Source organism: Paenibacillus sp. FSL H3-0329, assembly GCF_037963285.1.
GTDB lineage: Bacteria > Bacillota > Bacilli > Paenibacillales > Paenibacillaceae > Paenibacillus_AQ > Paenibacillus_AQ odorifer.
Genome location: NZ_CP150150.1, coordinates 5060466 through 5077030, shown reverse-complemented (window position 1 = coordinate 5077030; position 16565 = coordinate 5060466). Strand labels below are relative to the sequence as shown.

General features: G+C 45.7%; 17 protein-coding genes. 15 read left to right on the top strand and 2 right to left on the bottom strand.

The window, feature by feature from the left end; all coding sequences use genetic code 11:
* The first annotated feature begins 59 nt into the window (after positions 1–59).
* The 3 genes from NSQ66_RS22455 to NSQ66_RS22445 all read left to right on the top strand — a co-directional run bounded on the left by NSQ66_RS22455 (position 60) and on the right by NSQ66_RS22445 (position 4534).
* On the top strand, positions 60–1127 hold the full coding sequence (locus tag NSQ66_RS22455) for a hypothetical protein (RefSeq protein WP_339192103.1): 1068 nt from the start codon (positions 60–62) through the stop codon (positions 1125–1127).
* A gap of 71 nt (positions 1128–1198) precedes the next feature.
* Complete coding sequence (locus NSQ66_RS22450; protein WP_339192102.1) at positions 1199–2383, top strand: M48 family metalloprotease; 1185 nt, start codon at positions 1199–1201, stop codon at positions 2381–2383.
* A 558-nt stretch (positions 2384–2941) separates the two neighbouring features.
* Positions 2942–4534, top strand: a complete 1593-nt coding sequence (locus NSQ66_RS22445) for a sensor domain-containing diguanylate cyclase (RefSeq protein ID WP_036683330.1) — start codon at positions 2942–2944, stop codon at positions 4532–4534.
* A gap of 262 nt (positions 4535–4796) precedes the next feature.
* On the opposite strand, the gene NSQ66_RS22440 is transcribed toward NSQ66_RS22445, so the two are convergent.
* Complete coding sequence (locus NSQ66_RS22440; RefSeq protein ID WP_036683328.1) at positions 4797–5465, bottom strand: hypothetical protein; 669 nt, start codon at positions 5463–5465, stop codon at positions 4797–4799.
* A gap of 303 nt (positions 5466–5768) precedes the next feature.
* Here NSQ66_RS22440 and NSQ66_RS22435 point away from each other — a divergent pair, with 303 nt between their 5' ends.
* The 8 genes from NSQ66_RS22435 (at position 5769) to NSQ66_RS22400 (ending at position 9920) form a co-directional block, all read left to right on the top strand.
* On the top strand, positions 5769–6137 hold the full coding sequence (locus tag NSQ66_RS22435) for a BlaI/MecI/CopY family transcriptional regulator (RefSeq protein WP_076142248.1): 369 nt from the start codon (positions 5769–5771) through the stop codon (positions 6135–6137).
* A 1-nt stretch (position 6138) separates the two neighbouring features.
* A complete protein-coding gene (locus tag NSQ66_RS22430; RefSeq protein WP_051491285.1) occupies positions 6139–7263 on the top strand; it encodes a M56 family metallopeptidase in 1125 nt (374 codons plus the stop codon).
* 178 nt (positions 7264–7441) lie between these two features.
* Positions 7442–7936, top strand: coding sequence for a sigma factor (locus tag NSQ66_RS22425; RefSeq protein ID WP_036683321.1), 495 nt, complete (start codon positions 7442–7444; stop codon positions 7934–7936).
* Positions 7937–8114: 178 nt separating this feature from the next.
* Positions 8115–8249, top strand: coding sequence for a hypothetical protein (locus NSQ66_RS22420; protein ID WP_256715948.1), 135 nt, complete (start codon positions 8115–8117; stop codon positions 8247–8249).
* Between the two features lie 126 nt (positions 8250–8375).
* On the top strand, positions 8376–8672 hold the full coding sequence (locus tag NSQ66_RS22415; RefSeq protein ID WP_051491284.1) for a hypothetical protein: 297 nt from the start codon (positions 8376–8378) through the stop codon (positions 8670–8672).
* 62 nt (positions 8673–8734) lie between these two features.
* Positions 8735–9163 (top strand): hypothetical protein, encoded by a 429-nt coding sequence (locus NSQ66_RS22410; protein ID WP_051491283.1) that lies wholly within the window; start codon positions 8735–8737, stop codon positions 9161–9163.
* A 1-nt stretch (position 9164) separates the two neighbouring features.
* Positions 9165–9425, top strand: a complete 261-nt coding sequence (locus tag NSQ66_RS22405) for a hypothetical protein (protein WP_305953628.1) — start codon at positions 9165–9167, stop codon at positions 9423–9425.
* A 204-nt stretch (positions 9426–9629) separates the two neighbouring features.
* Positions 9630–9920, top strand: a complete 291-nt coding sequence (locus NSQ66_RS22400; protein WP_051491282.1) for a helix-turn-helix transcriptional regulator — start codon at positions 9630–9632, stop codon at positions 9918–9920.
* 141 nt (positions 9921–10061) lie between these two features.
* Here NSQ66_RS22400 and NSQ66_RS22395 read toward each other — a convergent pair whose 3' ends face one another.
* Positions 10062–10349: a hypothetical protein gene (locus NSQ66_RS22395; RefSeq protein ID WP_036683320.1), complete on the bottom strand. Its 288-nt coding sequence runs from the start codon at positions 10347–10349 to the stop codon at positions 10062–10064.
* 200 nt (positions 10350–10549) lie between these two features.
* Between NSQ66_RS22395 and NSQ66_RS22390 the strand changes: the two genes are divergently transcribed.
* The 4 genes from NSQ66_RS22390 (at position 10550) to NSQ66_RS22375 (ending at position 16555) form a co-directional block, all read left to right on the top strand.
* Positions 10550–12358, top strand: coding sequence for a sensor histidine kinase (locus NSQ66_RS22390; RefSeq protein ID WP_036683317.1), 1809 nt, complete (start codon positions 10550–10552; stop codon positions 12356–12358).
* A gap of 3 nt (positions 12359–12361) precedes the next feature.
* Positions 12362–13993 carry a response regulator gene (locus NSQ66_RS22385; RefSeq protein WP_036683314.1) on the top strand — a complete coding sequence of 544 codons (1632 nt, stop codon included), beginning with the start codon at positions 12362–12364 and terminating at the stop codon, positions 13991–13993.
* Between the two features lie 172 nt (positions 13994–14165).
* Positions 14166–15548 carry an extracellular solute-binding protein gene (locus tag NSQ66_RS22380; RefSeq protein WP_036683312.1) on the top strand — a complete coding sequence of 461 codons (1383 nt, stop codon included), beginning with the start codon at positions 14166–14168 and terminating at the stop codon, positions 15546–15548.
* Positions 15549–15652: 104 nt separating this feature from the next.
* Positions 15653–16555, top strand: a complete 903-nt coding sequence (locus NSQ66_RS22375; protein WP_036683309.1) for a sugar ABC transporter permease — start codon at positions 15653–15655, stop codon at positions 16553–16555.
* Positions 16556–16565: the final 10 nt, after the last annotated feature.

Here is a 16565-nt window from a genome sequence, read left to right as displayed (position 1 = left end):
TCTTTTAAAGGTGATCACATAATACCGTAATTGTATTTCTAAGGACTAGGGTGATAGCTATGAGCTTTTTAGTAATGGATGATGAAGAGTACAGTTTCATTTGGGAAACGTTATGCGAATTACAACTAATATTTCATCCGAAGTATTCTCGTGAAGGGAAAATAGATCACAAGGAGTTATTAGGTTTAAAAAATACAAAAAAAGTCTCTGTTATGCTTGACAGAAACCTCTTAAGTAGTTTACTAAAGCTTACTCGTGATGGTTATCTAAAAGATAAACAAGAGATGCGAAGAATTGCATTGTTAATGACATGGATGATTATGAATAATTACCCTGCAAGCGCAGGGCTAGCATTGAAGGAGTATGCTACTAAAATAAATGACATAATGGAACCCAAAAGGGAACTTCGAGAATTTAACAATATTTTTGATTATTACCCTAGTATGATGTGGCTGCGTTTGGCCGAAGCGGCTATAGATAGTATTCCTGTGTGTCCACTGTCAACGGAACCTTTTATTACAGAAATTGAATATAATGAAGATGATGATCACCTACTAATGCACATTGCAGAAATGCTTCATGTAGTATATTTATGTAGAAGACGAGAACTATCGCCAGTTGAAAAGATGTTGGATTTTTTGATATGGAACTATAAATATTTGTTAATTTGTGAGAGCACTTTGGTTTATACAGCAATGCTATTTACAAGTCAATCTGGAATCAAAGCACCTAAAAATTCAGGGAGTAATGACATAGAAAAAATACTGGTCGGTTGCAGAAATCAAGCGTGGGATCTGAATTATTTATCGAATTGGAGCAGCCTTCATTATTACGAAAAAACTATGGATGAGATTTTTATGTTCGCAACTAATGATATTCTACTGAAGAGAATATTTATAAATACGTATACTAGTGGTGGCGTAGGTGCGCTGATTGAAGCCGTATTTTCCAAGAGTGATTCCCAGAAAATATTCGAAGTAGTAAATTTCAATCAAAGAAACAGGATAATACCGGACTTCGGCGCAGACCCAAAAATATACTTGCGCCAACTAATTGAACAAGAAAAACATAGGTTATTGGAAATTATAGCTGATAAAGGGCATTTAAATTATCAAGATAACCAATAATAAGGTTCTGCATAGAGTTCATTGTCTTTTTCCTTGATTATGTCAAACCTAAGGATTTGTAGGAGGAATACATGGGATTACTATATTCCATTAGCTTTTTAATAGGTAATTTTTCGGGAATCGGTCGTCTAGTTCATTTTTTAATTGGAATTAATAATAGGAAAAAACAAGATAAGATAATTGATTGGTTAGGAATTGTTCCATTAGTTTGGCTTCAGTTATCACCTGCTGTCATACTATTCTTTATTTTTCAGTCTCAATATGGCTGGGTTCAGCATGCACTGATAATAATCGCTTCCTTCGCCGTGGGCTTTAAATGGTCTGATTCTTGGGTCCAGACAACAGATGAGTTTGAAAAAGTGGCTTTAAGGGAACAGGAGATAAAAACAATTGAAAAAACAAGTGTAGAACAGTTTTGGAGAAAATCTTTAGTAAGCTTCTTAAAGTATCTTCAACAAGTTTATGAAAAAATGTTTCTTTATAAAGCGTGGTTAAAGAATTTTAAGCGTTTTCTTCCGAGCGAACAAGATGATAGAGCTGTGCAGATATTAAATGAACTAAGGCAAGAAATTGGTGTTTCAAATGTAATTCTTTGCGTATATCCCAGTGATAATACAGGAGGATACGCTATACTAAAACCACGATTTAGAAAAGGGTTGTCCTTTGTACTCATCTCATCATATTCGTCTGAAAAATTATCATTTGATGAGCTTCGTGCATTGATAGCTCATGAACTAATGCATATTCGTAATAAGGACTATCGTTCTAACAATTCTCTATTTTCTTTAGGAACAATCTATGGATTCTTATTTGGAACTATGCTTTATGCTTATTTAATTGATCTTTTCCGCAAGCTTATTCCGTTATTTGCATTAGTTTTAATAATTGCTCTCCCTCTTTTACTAATCACGATTATCATTATTTTTTTGTATTTTCTTTGCAGCAAACATGGATATTGGTTTCAGATCAGAGAATTACGTGCAGATAGAAAAAGTTGTAAGCTATCAGGCAACATGAGAGAGGGTATGCTTAAGTTGTTAGAGAGGTTAAAGGTTGAAGAAGCGGCTGAAAACTCAAATATGTTGTGGTTTCAAAAATATTATTCAAGATATAATAGTTGGCACTCCCACCCAAGTATTGAATACCGAATAAAAATGATACAAGATTATACAGAATGGTCTTACAGAGATTATTTTAAACATTTCTTTCAAACAATTAAGTGGGCTATAATAGGTAAGGGATGGAGCGGTTCTTAATTGAGTTAGTTAAGTATGCTGCTCACCTTCATTTTGCTAACAGATTTGCTAACATGGCTCCATATCCAAATCTCTGAACGCAGAGAGTATAGAACATAAAAAAGTGCCTTTAACCCGCATGGCTAAAGGCTTTATGCTCGATCTTCCCGTAGTGTAGAAAAGGTACTAAGAAGACCATTTCAGGACTTAAAATCCTGCGGTACGTGAGTACCGTACGGGTTCGACCCCCGTCCTCGGCATCACAGTGAAAACCTTGAGAAATCAAGGTTTTTTTTTGTTTTTCTTGAGTAAAACTTCCGTCAAAAACTAAAGGTTCTGTGTGTCTTGGAATCACATCCGAGCTCACAGAATCAGGTTGATAACACTCCTTTTCAGTGCTTGTTTAATCACAAGCTCTGGAGGGAGTTTTTTAATATGTAAGATTTCATGAACCGCCGTATATCAAACGGTAAGCAGAGTGGTATGAGAGATCCGAGCCTTTTGATTACTGTCGAATAACATCTTAATTTGTTGTATTATTAATTAATCTAGTTTTCAAGAACCAAGGAGGGTTAAGGTTTGCTTACACTGAGAAGAGCTGAGCCGTGTCAAAGTAAAAAGCTCAGTCTCACATCGCTGCTTACGGGCTTGGTTACGCTGGTGGTTCTACTAACCTCAAGCATTCTTCTGATTGGCTCTTACGAGTCCAAAAAACAGTCCTTGATGGAGACTACACTCCATCTGAATTACTACAACGCTGACCGAATGACCAAAACAATGGATTCCTTATTTCAGTCCATGCGCAGCAGTTTGGAATACAGTGCTGACACACTCTCCGATGACGAAACCTCAACGCCGAAGCAAGTGGATGATAATTTGGAACTGATGCGCAATAGTAGCAATTACTTCAATTCTATCGCCGTGCTCGATGCCGACGGGCTGATCCGCAATGTAGTACCGGCTAGTTTGGGGTCAGTAGGAAACCATATTACTTCTAAGGTCGGTTTGGAAGCTCTGGCGTTAAAAAAACCTTACATATCCTCCCCCTACATGACCCAAACCACCAATAGACTAATCGTTTTTATGAGTCAGCCGATTTTTAGCAAGAATGGTACATATCGCGGTATTTTGAGCGGCACATTTTATCTGCAGGAGAACAATATTTTGTCTATGATTTTTGGCGACAATAACGTGGACGATTCTGGCTCCTATTATTATATTGTGGATTCCAGCGGGCATCTGTTGTACCACCCGGATAAGCAGCTCATTGGGGAGGATGTCAGCAATAACAAGGTTGTGCAGAAACTCATGAATGGGGAGAGTGGGGAACAGCAAGTGCGTAACACCCGTGACGTTGAAATGCTTGCCGGATACTCCAGCGTTCCAGCCAACGGATGGGGAATTGTGGTCGTTTCGCCGATTAGTGTCATCCATCATCAACTGATGGGGCACCTTCGGACCATTCTCTGGTATTCGTTGTTTCCGTTCATTATCCTCCTGATGGGCGTCATTCTCGTAGCACGCAAGCTGGCCCGGCCTTTTGTGTACCTGGCAAATCTGGTGAGCAGGATGGGCAAGGAGAAGATTGAATTGCCAGAAGCGAAGCCGCAATGGAGCCGAGAGGCAGATCTGCTGACCAAGGCTGTGTTGCTTGCCGTGACGGATATTCAGAAGCAGACGGATCAACTGACCCAAGAGGCTACGACGGATGCTCTGACCGGTTTAATGAACCGGAGATCGTTAGAGTATACGATGAGTCAGTGGATTGACTCAGGACAACCGTTTTCGCTCATTGTACTGGATGTAGACAAATTCAAACTCGTGAACGACACTTACGGTCATCTCATCGGCGACGAAGTGCTGAAACATGTAGCCAAAGTTATAGTTACCTCGGTTCGTCCAGACGATGTTTGCTACCGCTACGGCGGTGAAGAGTTCATCATCTTGCTAGCCCACACAAGACCTGAGGAAGCTTTCATCATAGCTGAAAGAGTCCGGCGGGCAATGGAACAAAGCAGGGGGCCAATCGAGACACAGGTTACAATCTCTCTAGGAATCGCCCATTATCCTTTTCATACATTGGAGCGGGAGGGGCTGCTGGAGAAGGCGGATCAGGCGTTATACTTGGCCAAGAGCAGGGGAAGAAACCAGACTATGGTCGCTGATGTTTGAAACAATGGCTCGAAATATAGAAGCATATAAACCTCCTTTGCTATATCTGACTAAATCAGATGAAGTAGAAGGAGGTTTTGTCAATGGCTATACGTTTAACAAAAGTTAAAAAGGCAGCAATAGCAATAATGGAAGAAGCATTAAACAGTCTATCAATTAGAAGAAAGCGAATAACCTCAATGAACAAGCAGTCCTTGATTACCCATACATATCAATCTACGTTTCAAACATCTACCCGACACTACAGAATCAGATGATGAGTTTAGCCGTCAACTACGCTCATTTGCGCATATCCTGTTGTGCTGTACGTGCTAGCCCGAGCCCCATATGCAGTGTTTGAATTCAGTTTAGTGAGATATAGTTTTCCACCTTGCGGTAAGTTATTTGCATAACCTACATCCGAACCAGTGTTAAGATTTGTGAAACCGGCATTATAGCTTGTCCCTGGTAAAGAATCACCTATCATTGTGACTCTATTAGCGCTGGAATAAAAGGTGTAAAACGGTAGTGACGCTCCAGAATTTGAGGGTTCAAATAAGTAGACAAACCCAACATAATTCGCGGCTAGGGTATGAAAATCATAAGTTTGAGGCTTAGTTAACTGTTCTTTTCGTACATCTTCTTTCAATTTAGGAACATCCCAACCTGGAAAAAGGTCCGAAAATTCTGGAAGTTCTACTAACATTCCATCGGGCAACTCATAGCCAACCTGACCATCAACAGTCCAAGAAGTACTGTATATTATAGAATTCCTTGCATTCAAGATGTCGTCTTTCCATTCCGTAGGAGCTGCGTCAACATCCTGATAAGCGAGCTTCTCTTCCGACAGGGAAGCGAAGTAGTTCTGCTGATTACTTGCAAGCGCAAAGCTTGGAGTGAGGAGGAGGAGGAGAGCCAGGGCCGAGAAAACAAAGAGAGATTTCTTTTTCATTAATTAGTAGCCTCCATTCTAAAATTGGGAATTTGGTTTTTCGTTCAACGTGAAAGTATTCGTTAATTGTTCATCGGAATTGCCTCCGTTTCATTAGTGTTAAACTATGAAAATGCTTCTTCATAATATATATGTCTTAATGTATCGAATTGGGGACAAAGATTTTCAAAAATATCCCAATATTGTTTTTGTGTGTGATAAATAGGATAAAATATTTCTATTTTATAGATTTGACATGAATTCAAGACAAATGTAGAATATCATTGTAGACAGTTGTCTTAAAGGAGTTGATTAATAGAAATAATGAGAAAATTGCCAGATGCAGAGTTTGATATCATGAAAGTTGTGTGGGCCAATGATTCATCTATAACGACTAATGTTATTATGCAACAGCTTGGAAATGATAGGAAATGGAAAGCGCAAACGGTCATTTCTCTTATGTTACGGTTGGTTGAGCGTGGCTTTATTCGAACTGAAAAAAAGGGAAAAGAGCGCACTTATTTCCCTTTAATTAACAAAGAGGAGTACCTGAAATTTGAAACAGGCGACTTTATGGAGCGTTTTCATGCGAATTCATTCGTTAGCTTGGTTGCTACGCTATATGCTAGTAACAAAGTAAAGGACAGTGACCTCGATCAATTGGAAAATTGGCTGAAAGATAAGAGGGAGTGATATGCAGGGATTTTTAGTTACCGTGCTCCAATGCTCTGTATCTATGTCATTGCTGACGCTTGTGTACGCGGCAATACAGCCCTTTATATCCAAACGATATGTCGCAAAGTGGAATTATAGGGTTTGGCTGCTGCTTGCGGTAGGCTGGATATTCCCCTTTCGTCCACAGATTGACCTATTAGTTCTCCCTGTGACCATGCCGGATCTTCCTGCAACGCTTGTTCCATCCATAATCCGTACTGTCCCCTTAATGGACTTTGGGGATAGGGGGGATGCTTGGGCAACAATCTCTTTATGGTGGGTGCTTACAGCGATTTGGGGGTGCGGTATTGTAATCATAATACTGTATCATGCTCTACGGCATAGTCGTTTTATGAAGACGGTACGTCGTTGGAGTGATCCTGTAACCGATGCGAAGGTTCAAGGGATTTTAGACAGTGTAAGGTCGGAACTCGGGATTAAAAAGCATATAGGTTTATGCGTATGTGAAAGCGTTACAAGTCCTATGTTCATTGGCTTTATACAGCCTGTCATTTTACTGCCGCGAGTGAAACTATCAGATGATGAAGTGTATCTAATTCTAAAGCATGAGTTGATTCATCTTAAACGGCATGACCTCTGGTGCAAGGCCATGATCTTGATTGCAACCTCGTTTCATTGGTTCAATCCAGTTGTCTATCTTATGGCAAAAGCGGCAGCGGAACAATGTGAAATCTCTTGTGACGCATTGGTTTTACAAAACGCAGATCATCAACGGCGAATACAATATGGGGAAATCATTATTACTGTTGCGAGGAATGGGGCGAAGCTCCAAACAGCATTATCAAGTAATTTTTATGGAGGGAAAAAAGGTTTGAAAAATCGCATTTCTTCAATCATGGACCTAAAAGAGAAGAAAAATGGTGTTCTATTCCTTTGTGTGGCGCTGATAGGAATTATATGGATAGGGTCCGCGTTAACCGTTTCAGCTAACGCAGATGAACCTCAAGCATCTACTACTACCGAAGTTGTTACTTCGTCGTATGACAGAAATGACAATATTGATAGCGATAGTGAAATTGTTAATGAGGTAACACGCCTCAAAGAGCTATTGCGCCGCTATGCAAATAACCTAGGATATAAATGATGAATAGGAAGAAGGCAACCTTTTAGAGGGTTGCTTTTTTATTTTTAATTTTTTTTGAAAAAGTGTTCCTATTATCTGTTTATAGGGTAGTATTGAAATACCAATATTTATATGTTTATATAAAATTATAACTAAAGTAGATTGTATTTCATAAAAAGGAAATGGTGGTGAGAAGGCGGTGCTAAATGATAATCAACGTCGCACCATAAAAGTATTATATACGGAAATGTATAGTTCATTGTTGGCATATGCACAAAGCAAGTTGAATGACCGCACACTGGCCGAAGAAGCCGTTCAGGACACATTTAGAATCGCATGTGCTAAAGCCGACAAATTTCTATTTTGTTCCAATCCGAAAGGCTGGCTATTTAATACATTAAAGAATGTTATTAAAAACAAAGTTCGCAGTCGGGCATACCTTAAAAATATAGTAGTAACTTCATTCGAAATAGATGAAAACGTTATCTTTGAGGATAGTGACGTACTTGATGTTGACTTTATATTTTCTGACTTAACCAATATTGAAGACTATAAATTACTTAAAAAAATTACTCTGGAGAAGTATTCAATGATGGAGGCGGCTAATGAAATTGGGATTTCTGTAGAGGCCTGTAAAAAACGGGTTCAGCGAGTAAAGAAGAAGTTAAAAAAAGTTTTGAAAAACATAGTTTAACCAGCCAGCAATCATGAAAATAATATAAGTGTTCTGGCGCAAAAAAACAGTGGCGCAGCAAGTATTGTATTCAACCTTGTTATGCAGGAGAGGTTACGGCTATCGTGGAGCTGCTTAATAAGCAGAGAAATGGATAGGACCGGCAACATTTGTTCATCATCTGAAGGATGCGTTCATTATGCCTGGTGTACATGATAACCATGTATTTTTTACCGGTTACATGTCCATGCACCGTGGAGTGGATCTGACGAATGTCGCTACAATCCAAGAGGCTTTAGAGTTGCTAAAACAAGAGGCAAAAAAAACCTTATAGCAAAATGTATACGCTTACGGGTGGAGTGAAGAGTGTTGGGGCGAGCTTCCGGGGCAAAGCTTATTAGACGAAGCTTTTACTGACAGGGCTGTAATCGCCATTAATTTGACGAAAAGCTATTGTTGGATGAACAAGCTTGCCCAGGATAAGTATCAGTTTCTCCCTAACCAATGCAGCGCGGAATCACGCGCCCGTCTCCTTCATGACATGATGCAGGATCAGGAATTAGTCAGACAAGAGTTTTTGGACTTTGCCCGAATGCTTGCTAAGCGGGGTGTAACTTCGATAAAAGATATAGGCTTTGACAGGCATAGCGGTTTGCTGCCGGTCCTTGAAGAGCTGGAAGCAGCGGGAGAGCTGCCGTTGCAGGTCCATTTCGCGCTTGGATGCTTATATGGCTGCTGTGGCCGGAAAAGAAAATGAAAGCCGGTTTTATAATTACAAGTCCATGCTTGAGGCCAATGTTCCGATTACGATGGGTAGAAATGGAAACGGTTAAACTTAAAATAAAATGGTCCCTTCCTCATAGTTATACATTGATTTTTCTGATTATCGTGGCTATTGCCGGATTAACCTGGATTGTCCCGAGCGGCCAATTTGACCGCCAGGAAGTGCTGGTGGATGGTTCCTCCAGAACAGCCATCATCCCGGGAACCTATCATACCGTTCCTAAAATCAGTGAGCAAGGGGATTTGAGACAAGGATTTGCCCAAATTGCCAGTGCGCCGTTGGAGGGAATCATCAATGGTGCTGATGTCGTCGCCTTCGTCCTGATTGTAGGGGGAGCTTTTAGAATTATTCTGCAGACGGGGGCGATTGACCGGGCACTGATAGCTTTAGCCGGAAGACTCAAAAGTAAAGGGATATTACTGATTCCGATAGCCATGGTGATTTTCAGCGGTATTCCAAAATGATATTCTAAACCGCCAACGCTTCATCAAGGAGAACGATGGGATAGAAGTAAGTTTCTCGAATCGGGATAAATTAATTATTGGCGGCTTCATCTTTACCTTGGGACTTATTGTCTGGGGAATACTGAGCAAAGGCTGGTATATGACTGAGATCGGAGCGCTTTTCTTTGCACTTGGTATTTTTTCAGGGATTGTCACCCGGATGAGTCAAAAGGAAATTGCCGAGAATTTTGTTAAAGGTTGCGGAGAATTTATCTACGTGTGAGTTGTAATTTATCTTGTTGCGTTTGTAACGATTTTTGGTACAAGTATCTTAGTCCTGATGGTCAAGAAACCCTTGATTTATCAGGGCTTTTTTAATGGTTTTCCTTGAGTATTATTAAAGATACTCTAAATGGCTAAAACTGATTTTAGGTTCAAAAGCTCGTGGATCAATTGTTGGCACAAATCGTAGTGTGGAGGCGGTTAAATGAACACTATTGGGGCAAATATTAAACAACTACGAAAAATACATAATCTTAATCAAACGGATTTAGCTAATAAAATCGGTGTTTCTCAAGGCAGCCTTAGTGATTTGGAATCTGGAAAAGGTAAGCCGGCAATAGAGACGGTTTTCTCAATTTGCTCTGAGTTCGGTTGTTCTTATGAATGGCTTTTAACCGGGAAGGAGCATTCAACTATTGGTGAATTAAGTGGTACAGTAGTGGAGTTATTGCAGACTGTTAAGGGGCTTAACAATAGAGAACAGCTAGAACTGTGACAGATCGCAAAAATTAAGCGTGATTTACTGTAAAGATGATCAAGCGGAAATAAAAACGTAAAATTGAAATTTTGACGTAGTTTTACATCTTCACATCCAGATGTCGAAGCAGCAAATGGAAGCAGTACATTGTTACCAGACCTATACATGGAATACCACATGAAGCAGACCAGATTGCCCGCCGCCATAATAAGTGAACACTGCGTTGCCGCCAGTATTCAGTTGGGGCAGGACTTCGCTCAACGTTCCCCCCATCTCTGTTTCATGCTTCATAGAATCGCCCTTGAAACCGTCAGTTTGGCTAATTGTATTATTTTTTACGTATGAGGCAACAAAATCAGTGAGCTCTGCTACTGTTGGATCGTTCAACATTTGCCGCAGAAAGGCATCAAACGGAATGGACTGACCGTCACAAGCATAATTACTCAATCGCGCAGCTTCCCGTCAACTTGAGCCATGATTAGTGAATCCGCACCATGTTATGCGGAGGGCCCCCTGCCTATTGATAATAAGGGACGGAATCCGCTAAATAATCATGCCCTGTCTTGACACCGGACTGGAGCAGCCATATGGTACAAGTGACAAGAACATACAAACATAGGGAGATACATGCTCAAGAAGGGGGAACTATGAATACATTCACAGCCTATGGCCGTAAGATCCGGCAGCAGATCGCCGGCAGGTATTACCGGATATCCATCAAACAGAGGATTCTGTTCTCGTTCATCGTGCTGATTACGCTGTCCATCGGTGCAATGGGCAGCTTCTCGTATTGGATTGCCGCGCAGGAGATCGAGGATAATGCCTACGCCGGCAGCCGGGAGACCGTAAGCAAGACGGCACAGCTGCTGGATTCCCGCCTGAATGATGTGGCGCTGTCTGTGCAGTCCCTGATGCTGAGCGATGCGTACCGCAAGATGATGCTCGATGTGTTCAGCCATGATGTGTCGAATTACTATGTCCATCTGTCGGATCTGCAATATGTGCTCTCCCAGGTAACGTTCAATCAGCCGATCATCGAAAACGTGCTGATCGTTACCCCGATTGGCGATTTCTATTCCACTACGCAGATCCGGGCGCAGGACAACTCGTTCTACGGCTCGGAATTATATGATCTGAGCAAGGAGCGGCCAGGCGGCTACTGGGCCAAAGGACATTATGACCGGTTGTTCACGGGCAGCCAGCGGGTGGTCTCCTTCGTAGTCCGGGGGATTTATGAATACCCTTACACGCCGATCAGCAATGTATTTATTGTGGTCAATATCAGGGAGAGCCGGATAGATGAGCTGCTGAATACAGGCGGAGAACAAGCAGGGAGAAATTATTATCTGGTGAGCGGGGAAGGAGAGGCGGTGGTGGAGTCCCGCTGGCCGTTCCGGGGCAGGTTCCCCTGGAAGCCGGTGCTTGCCGAAGCCGGGAAAGCGGCCGATCCGCAGGACCACTACTACAGCTATGGCGGCAAGAAGTATCTGGTTAATTATACAAGCTCAGCGGTATCACCCGACTGGATCATCTCCGGCATGCAGTCGCGGGACCAGCTGCTGGGCAAGCTGCAGCGGGTGCAGCGCATTACCCTCTATGTCATCGTTGTTTTCCTGCTGGCCACCTGGCTGATCTCCAACCAGCTGACATCTGTGCTGCTGAAGCCCCTGTTCAAGCTGCGGCGGCTGATGCGCAGAGTCGAAGAGAACCAGCTCAGCGTGGTGTATGAGAGCCGTTATGAGGACGAGGTTGCCCAGGTCGGCTTTCAGTTCAACCGGATGATGTCAGAGATTAAGACGCTGATCGCGGATGTGAAGACCAAGGAGGAGGACAAGCGGCATGCAGAGATCCGCGCGCTTACGGCCCAGATGGAGCCGCACTTTCTGTACAATACACTCAATACCATCTATTGCAAATCGGTCATGGGGGAGAATGACGATGTAAATGAGATGATCCTGTCGTTGTCGCAGATGTTCCAGATCGGGCTCAGCGGCGGCAAGGATCTGATTACCCTTGCGGATGAGCTGTCCCACGTGCGGCAGTATTTCGCTATTCAGCAGAAATGCTATGAAGGTCTGTTCGAATACACGGTGACGGTAGAGGATGAGGCACTGCTTACCTGTCTGATGCCCAAGATTATCCTGCAGCCGGTGGTGGAGAACAGCATCCAGCATGGATTCAGCGACCGGACTTTAGGAGGCAGGATAGACATCACGGTCAGCCGGGAGCAGGGGCTGCTGCATATTTGCATTACCGACAATGGACGGGGACTTGATGCTGTACGGGTCAAGCAGGGGATGCTCAGTGCTCCGCAGTCGAGGAAAGGTTATGCCCTGTTCAACATCAGGCACCGGCTGGCGCTGTATTACGGGGACGAAGCCCGTATGGATGTGGGCGGCGAACCAAGTAAGGGATCACGGACGGATCTGTGGATTCCCTCAGAAGAGGAGAGATGAAGGATGGACCGGAAGCTGGAGCTGGAAAGGTTCAAATTATGTGTAATCGACGATATTAAAAGTGTGGTGGAGATGGTCTCGAGCAAGCCGCCATGGCAGGAGCACGGTATTGAGGTAGTCGGTACAGCGCTGGACGGTGAAGCGGGGCTGCAGATTATCCGCGAGACCCGGCCGGACATTGTGCTGACTGATATCCGGATGCCAAGAATGGACGGCCTGCAGATGACCCGGGCGATTCTGGAGGAACTGCCGGACTGCAAGATTATTATCCTCAGCGCCTACTCGGAGTTCTCTTATGCCCAGGAAGCCATCCGACTAGGGGCGCTTGATTTCGTCAAGAAGCCCTTTTCCCTGAACGAGATTGTGCAGGCTGTGCTGAAGGCCAGGGAGTTGTGCCGGGAGGAGCGTCAGGAGACCACCAGACTTGCTGTGATGGAGGCCAAAATTAGAGAAAGTCTGCCTATTCTCCGCCAAGAATATCTCATCTTCCTGCTGCACCACCAGACGACAGAATCGGATGCACGTTCCCGCTGGGCCTATCTCGATATCCCTCTGGACCAGCATGATTTCTTCGTGTTTGTCGCCGAAATCGATCATTTCACGGAGAAGCTGAGCGGCCAGCCTGTGCAGGAGGTCGAGCTGCTGCGGTTCAGCCTGCATAATATTCTCGAAGAGACGATTTCCGCCTGGACCCGCGGCGTTATCATCCGGGAGGCGACAGACCGGTACGTCTGCATCATGAACGGCTCGGACCCGGATACGGCCGCGCTGGTTACGGAGGCCTGCTGCACGAATGTAAGCCGATTCTCCCGGCATACACTTTCCATTGGCGTGGGGCTGGGCGCAGCGGCGATTCAGGAGCTGGGCACAGCGTACAGGCAGGCGATTAGCGCGCTGGGTTATCATTTCTACACCGGAGGAAACGGGGTCTACATTTACAGCAATGTCGAGAATAAACCGCTCGCACTTCACAGCTACTCCGCCGCCGTCGAGCAGGAGCTGCTGTTCGCCCTGCGTTCCGGCAATTCTGCCAAAAGCCTGCAGATGCTCGATCAGCTATTCGCGGAGCTGCTGGACAGCGGGCTTTTGCCTGAGCCGCGTTATGTGGAAAGCGTCGGCTATGAGCTGGGCTACAGGATCTGCCGGGTCCTGCTGGAGCAGTTCCCCTACGGGCAGGTGGAGCCGCTGGAGCGCAGGATTGCCGTCATGAAGAACCGGGTGCATCCTTCCCTGCAGGATATCCGGGACCTGCTGTCCGGGCTGTGCCGGGAGGCCTGTGCGCTGGTTACGGAGGTCCGTTCCCTGGAGTCCACACGGATTATCCGCCAGGCCGCCGCTTATATCGATAGCCATCTGGATACGGGGCTGTCGCTGGAGCAGGTGGCGAAGCAGATTAACCTCAGCCAGGGGTATTTCTCCAACCTGTTCAAGAAGGTGCAGGGGATTTCGTTTCAGCAGTATGTGATGCACGAGAAGATGGAGAAGGCTAAGGCGATGCTGATCAGCGGCCGGCAGGTTCAGGAGATCGCCCAGGATCTCGGGTATGAGCACAGGCGCTATTTCAGCGAGGTGTTCAAGAAATATACCGGAATGACCCCGTCCGAGTTCAAACTGCATTATCTTGGAAAAGAATAAAAATGCGCAGGGGAGGCATGTCCGCAGGGCGGAGGTGGCCTCCCTTCACTGTATAAAGCTCCTGCAGAAATCTGCCCTTAAAGTGGGCTTACCCGCCTTATCCGGATGCGCCAATCCGTCTATAATCAGGTTGTAAGCGAATACAACAGGGATATATAAGGGGGAACTACCAATGATGAAGCGTATGCTAATAACATCTCTGAGCCTGGTCCTGGCACTTGGCCTGACAGCCTGCGGCAACGGTAACGGTGGCAATGCTGCAGAAGGTAAGGGAGACGGGAAGACAGGCGGCTCGGGGGACAAGACCAAAATCAGCTACTGGACCGGCGACCGTCATGATGCGGATTTCGTGAAGGACAAGGTAGCCGAGTTCAACGCAACCAATACTGACGGGATTGAGGTGGAGCTGGTCGTCAAGGGCGACGACTTCGATACCGCACTCGATCTGTCCTTCCAGACCTCCGATGCGCCGGATGTAATCCGGGTGAAGGAGAATACCATCCAGACCTTCTACAAAAAAGGCTTTCTCGCTCCCATTGACGAGTTCCTCACCGATGAGCTGAAGACGAAATTCCCGGTCATGCCGGATCTGAATGAATTTGACGGCAAGCGTTACAGTCTGCCGAATTATGGAACAACCATGCGTCTAGTATACAACAAGGATCTGTTCGCCAAAGCAGGCGTTGAGCATCCGCCAGCTACCCTGCAGGAGCTGGTGGATACCGCCAAAAAATTGACGGAAGCCGGTAAAGCGGACGGCGCTTACGGCTTCGCCCAGAACTTCAAAAGCCCCGGAAGCGCGTTTGCGCGTTCGGCGCGGGTGATTGCGGAGATGAGCGGCTACGGCGGTTTCGGGTATGATTTCAAGACGGCCCGCTACGATTTCAGCGGCTTCGAATCGATCATCAATGCCTTTAAGCAGATCCGGGACAACGGCAGCATGCTGCCGGGTGTGGAATCGCTGGATATTGATCCGCTGCGGGCGCAGTTTGCAGAGGGCAAAATCGGAATGTATATGTCCTACTCCTCGGAGCCGGGCGTCTACAAGAATCAGTTCCCGGCCAAGATTGACTGGGCAGCCGCTCCGGTTCCGACCATCGACGGCACCGTGAAGGGGGCTTCGGGCTTCCTCGGGGGCCAGTGGCTGGCGCTGAGCTCGAAGTCGGAGCACAAAGGAGCAGCCTGGAAGTTCATGGAGTTCATGTACGGCGATCAGGTGCTGACGGATTATCAGGAAAAAGGCTTTGGCATCTCCATGGTACCATCCGTCAGCGCAGTAGCCAAGACACCGGATGTGAACGGCATTGAAGGCTTCCTGCCGAACAAGCACGATGGAGTGTGGCCGGTCTATCCGTCTGTAGCACCGGAAGGGATGAAATCGGATGACGCCTTCTTCAAGTATATGCTGAACGGCGGCGATCTGAAGGCAATTATCGCCGATCTGAACAAACGCTATAACACTGCACTGGACAGCGTGATTGCGAATGATGGCGTGAAGGCCGAGCCGGATGCCGGCTTTGACCCCGCCGCATTGGGCGGCAAGTTCGCCAAGTAGATGGAAGGTCAGGGATAGAGATATAGGCCAAAGCAGAGGGATGAGGAAGCAGCTTTCCCATCCCTCTGCTCTGGCCGCAAGGGAGAGGAGCCGGAAGAAACCAGATGAACAAAACAAAACAAGCCTTATTTTCATACAGCTTTATCTTTCCAAGTGCCTTGCTCACGTTGGTCCTCGGGATTTATCCGATTGCCTGGGCGTTCCGCTATATGTTCTATGATTACAAAGGGTTCGGAACGGCCCGGTTTACCGGGCTGGCCAATTTCAGCCGCATCCTGAAGGATACCCAGTTCTGGGATTCGGTGGTGAACACGTTTGTCTATGCAGGCGGCAAGCTGCTGATCACTATTCCGCTGGCTCTGCTGCTGGCCTCCATATTGAATCGGGGGCTGCGGGGCAGACAGCTGCTGCGGGGGATTTTCTTCATGCCGACCGTCATCAGTACCGCCGTAATGGCCGTAGTCTTCTTCACGATCTTTAACTCGTATAACGGGATTCTCAACCAGTTCCTGATCCGTTCGGGCCTTTCCGATTCCGGTGTGGACTGGCTGGGGCCGAAATATGCCATGCTCACCGTCATTTTGGTTGCGGCTTGGGGGGCGGTCGGCAATTACATGCTGCTCTTCCTCGCCGGTCTGCAGAATATCCCGGAGGATGTTTATGAAGCCTCTTCCCTGGACGGAGCAGGCAGACTCCAGCAGTTCCGCTATGTCACCCTGCCGATGCTCGGGCCTGTCATGCAGATGGTCATTATGCTGGCGATCATTACAGCTTTGAAGGGATACGAGAGCATTATGGTGCTGACCGAAGGCGGTCCTGTAGGCAAGACAGAGGTGATGTTCCTGTATTTGTACAAATTATTTTTCCCTGTCGGCGGAGGCAGCGCGGCGGTCCAGGTCCAAGAGTTCGGATACGGCAGTGCGGTCGCCTTCGTGTCTGCGGTCATCGTCGGGATCATATCGCTCATTTATTTCTACGCATCCAGACGTATGAATCAGACCGATTGAGGAGAGAGGC

Bases quoted from the DNA above. Each gene is read 5' to 3' on its own strand.
- NSQ66_RS22420 (WP_256715948.1), top strand. From the start codon at position 8,115: ATGCCTGGTGTACATGATAACCATGTATTTTTTACCGGTTACATGTCC.
- NSQ66_RS22375 (WP_036683309.1), top strand. From the start codon at position 15,653: ATGAACAAAACAAAACAAGCCTTATTTTCATACAGCTTTATCTTTCCA.
- NSQ66_RS22390 (WP_036683317.1), top strand. From the start codon at position 10,550: ATGAATACATTCACAGCCTATGGCCGTAAGATCCGGCAGCAGATCGCC.
- NSQ66_RS22400 (WP_051491282.1), top strand. From the start codon at position 9,630: ATGAACACTATTGGGGCAAATATTAAACAACTACGAAAAATACATAAT.
- NSQ66_RS22440 (WP_036683328.1), bottom strand. From the start codon at position 5,465: ATGAAAAAGAAATCTCTCTTTGTTTTCTCGGCCCTGGCTCTCCTCCTC.
- NSQ66_RS22380 (WP_036683312.1), top strand. From the start codon at position 14,166: ATGATGAAGCGTATGCTAATAACATCTCTGAGCCTGGTCCTGGCACTT.
- NSQ66_RS22450 (WP_339192102.1), top strand. From the start codon at position 1,199: ATGGGATTACTATATTCCATTAGCTTTTTAATAGGTAATTTTTCGGGA.
- NSQ66_RS22430 (WP_051491285.1), top strand. From the start codon at position 6,139: ATGCAGGGATTTTTAGTTACCGTGCTCCAATGCTCTGTATCTATGTCA.
- NSQ66_RS22385 (WP_036683314.1), top strand. From the start codon at position 12,362: ATGGACCGGAAGCTGGAGCTGGAAAGGTTCAAATTATGTGTAATCGAC.
- NSQ66_RS22455 (WP_339192103.1), top strand. From the start codon at position 60: ATGAGCTTTTTAGTAATGGATGATGAAGAGTACAGTTTCATTTGGGAA.
- NSQ66_RS22415 (WP_051491284.1), top strand. From the start codon at position 8,376: ATGAACAAGCTTGCCCAGGATAAGTATCAGTTTCTCCCTAACCAATGC.
- NSQ66_RS22410 (WP_051491283.1), top strand. From the start codon at position 8,735: ATGGAAACGGTTAAACTTAAAATAAAATGGTCCCTTCCTCATAGTTAT.
- NSQ66_RS22435 (WP_076142248.1), top strand. From the start codon at position 5,769: ATGAGAAAATTGCCAGATGCAGAGTTTGATATCATGAAAGTTGTGTGG.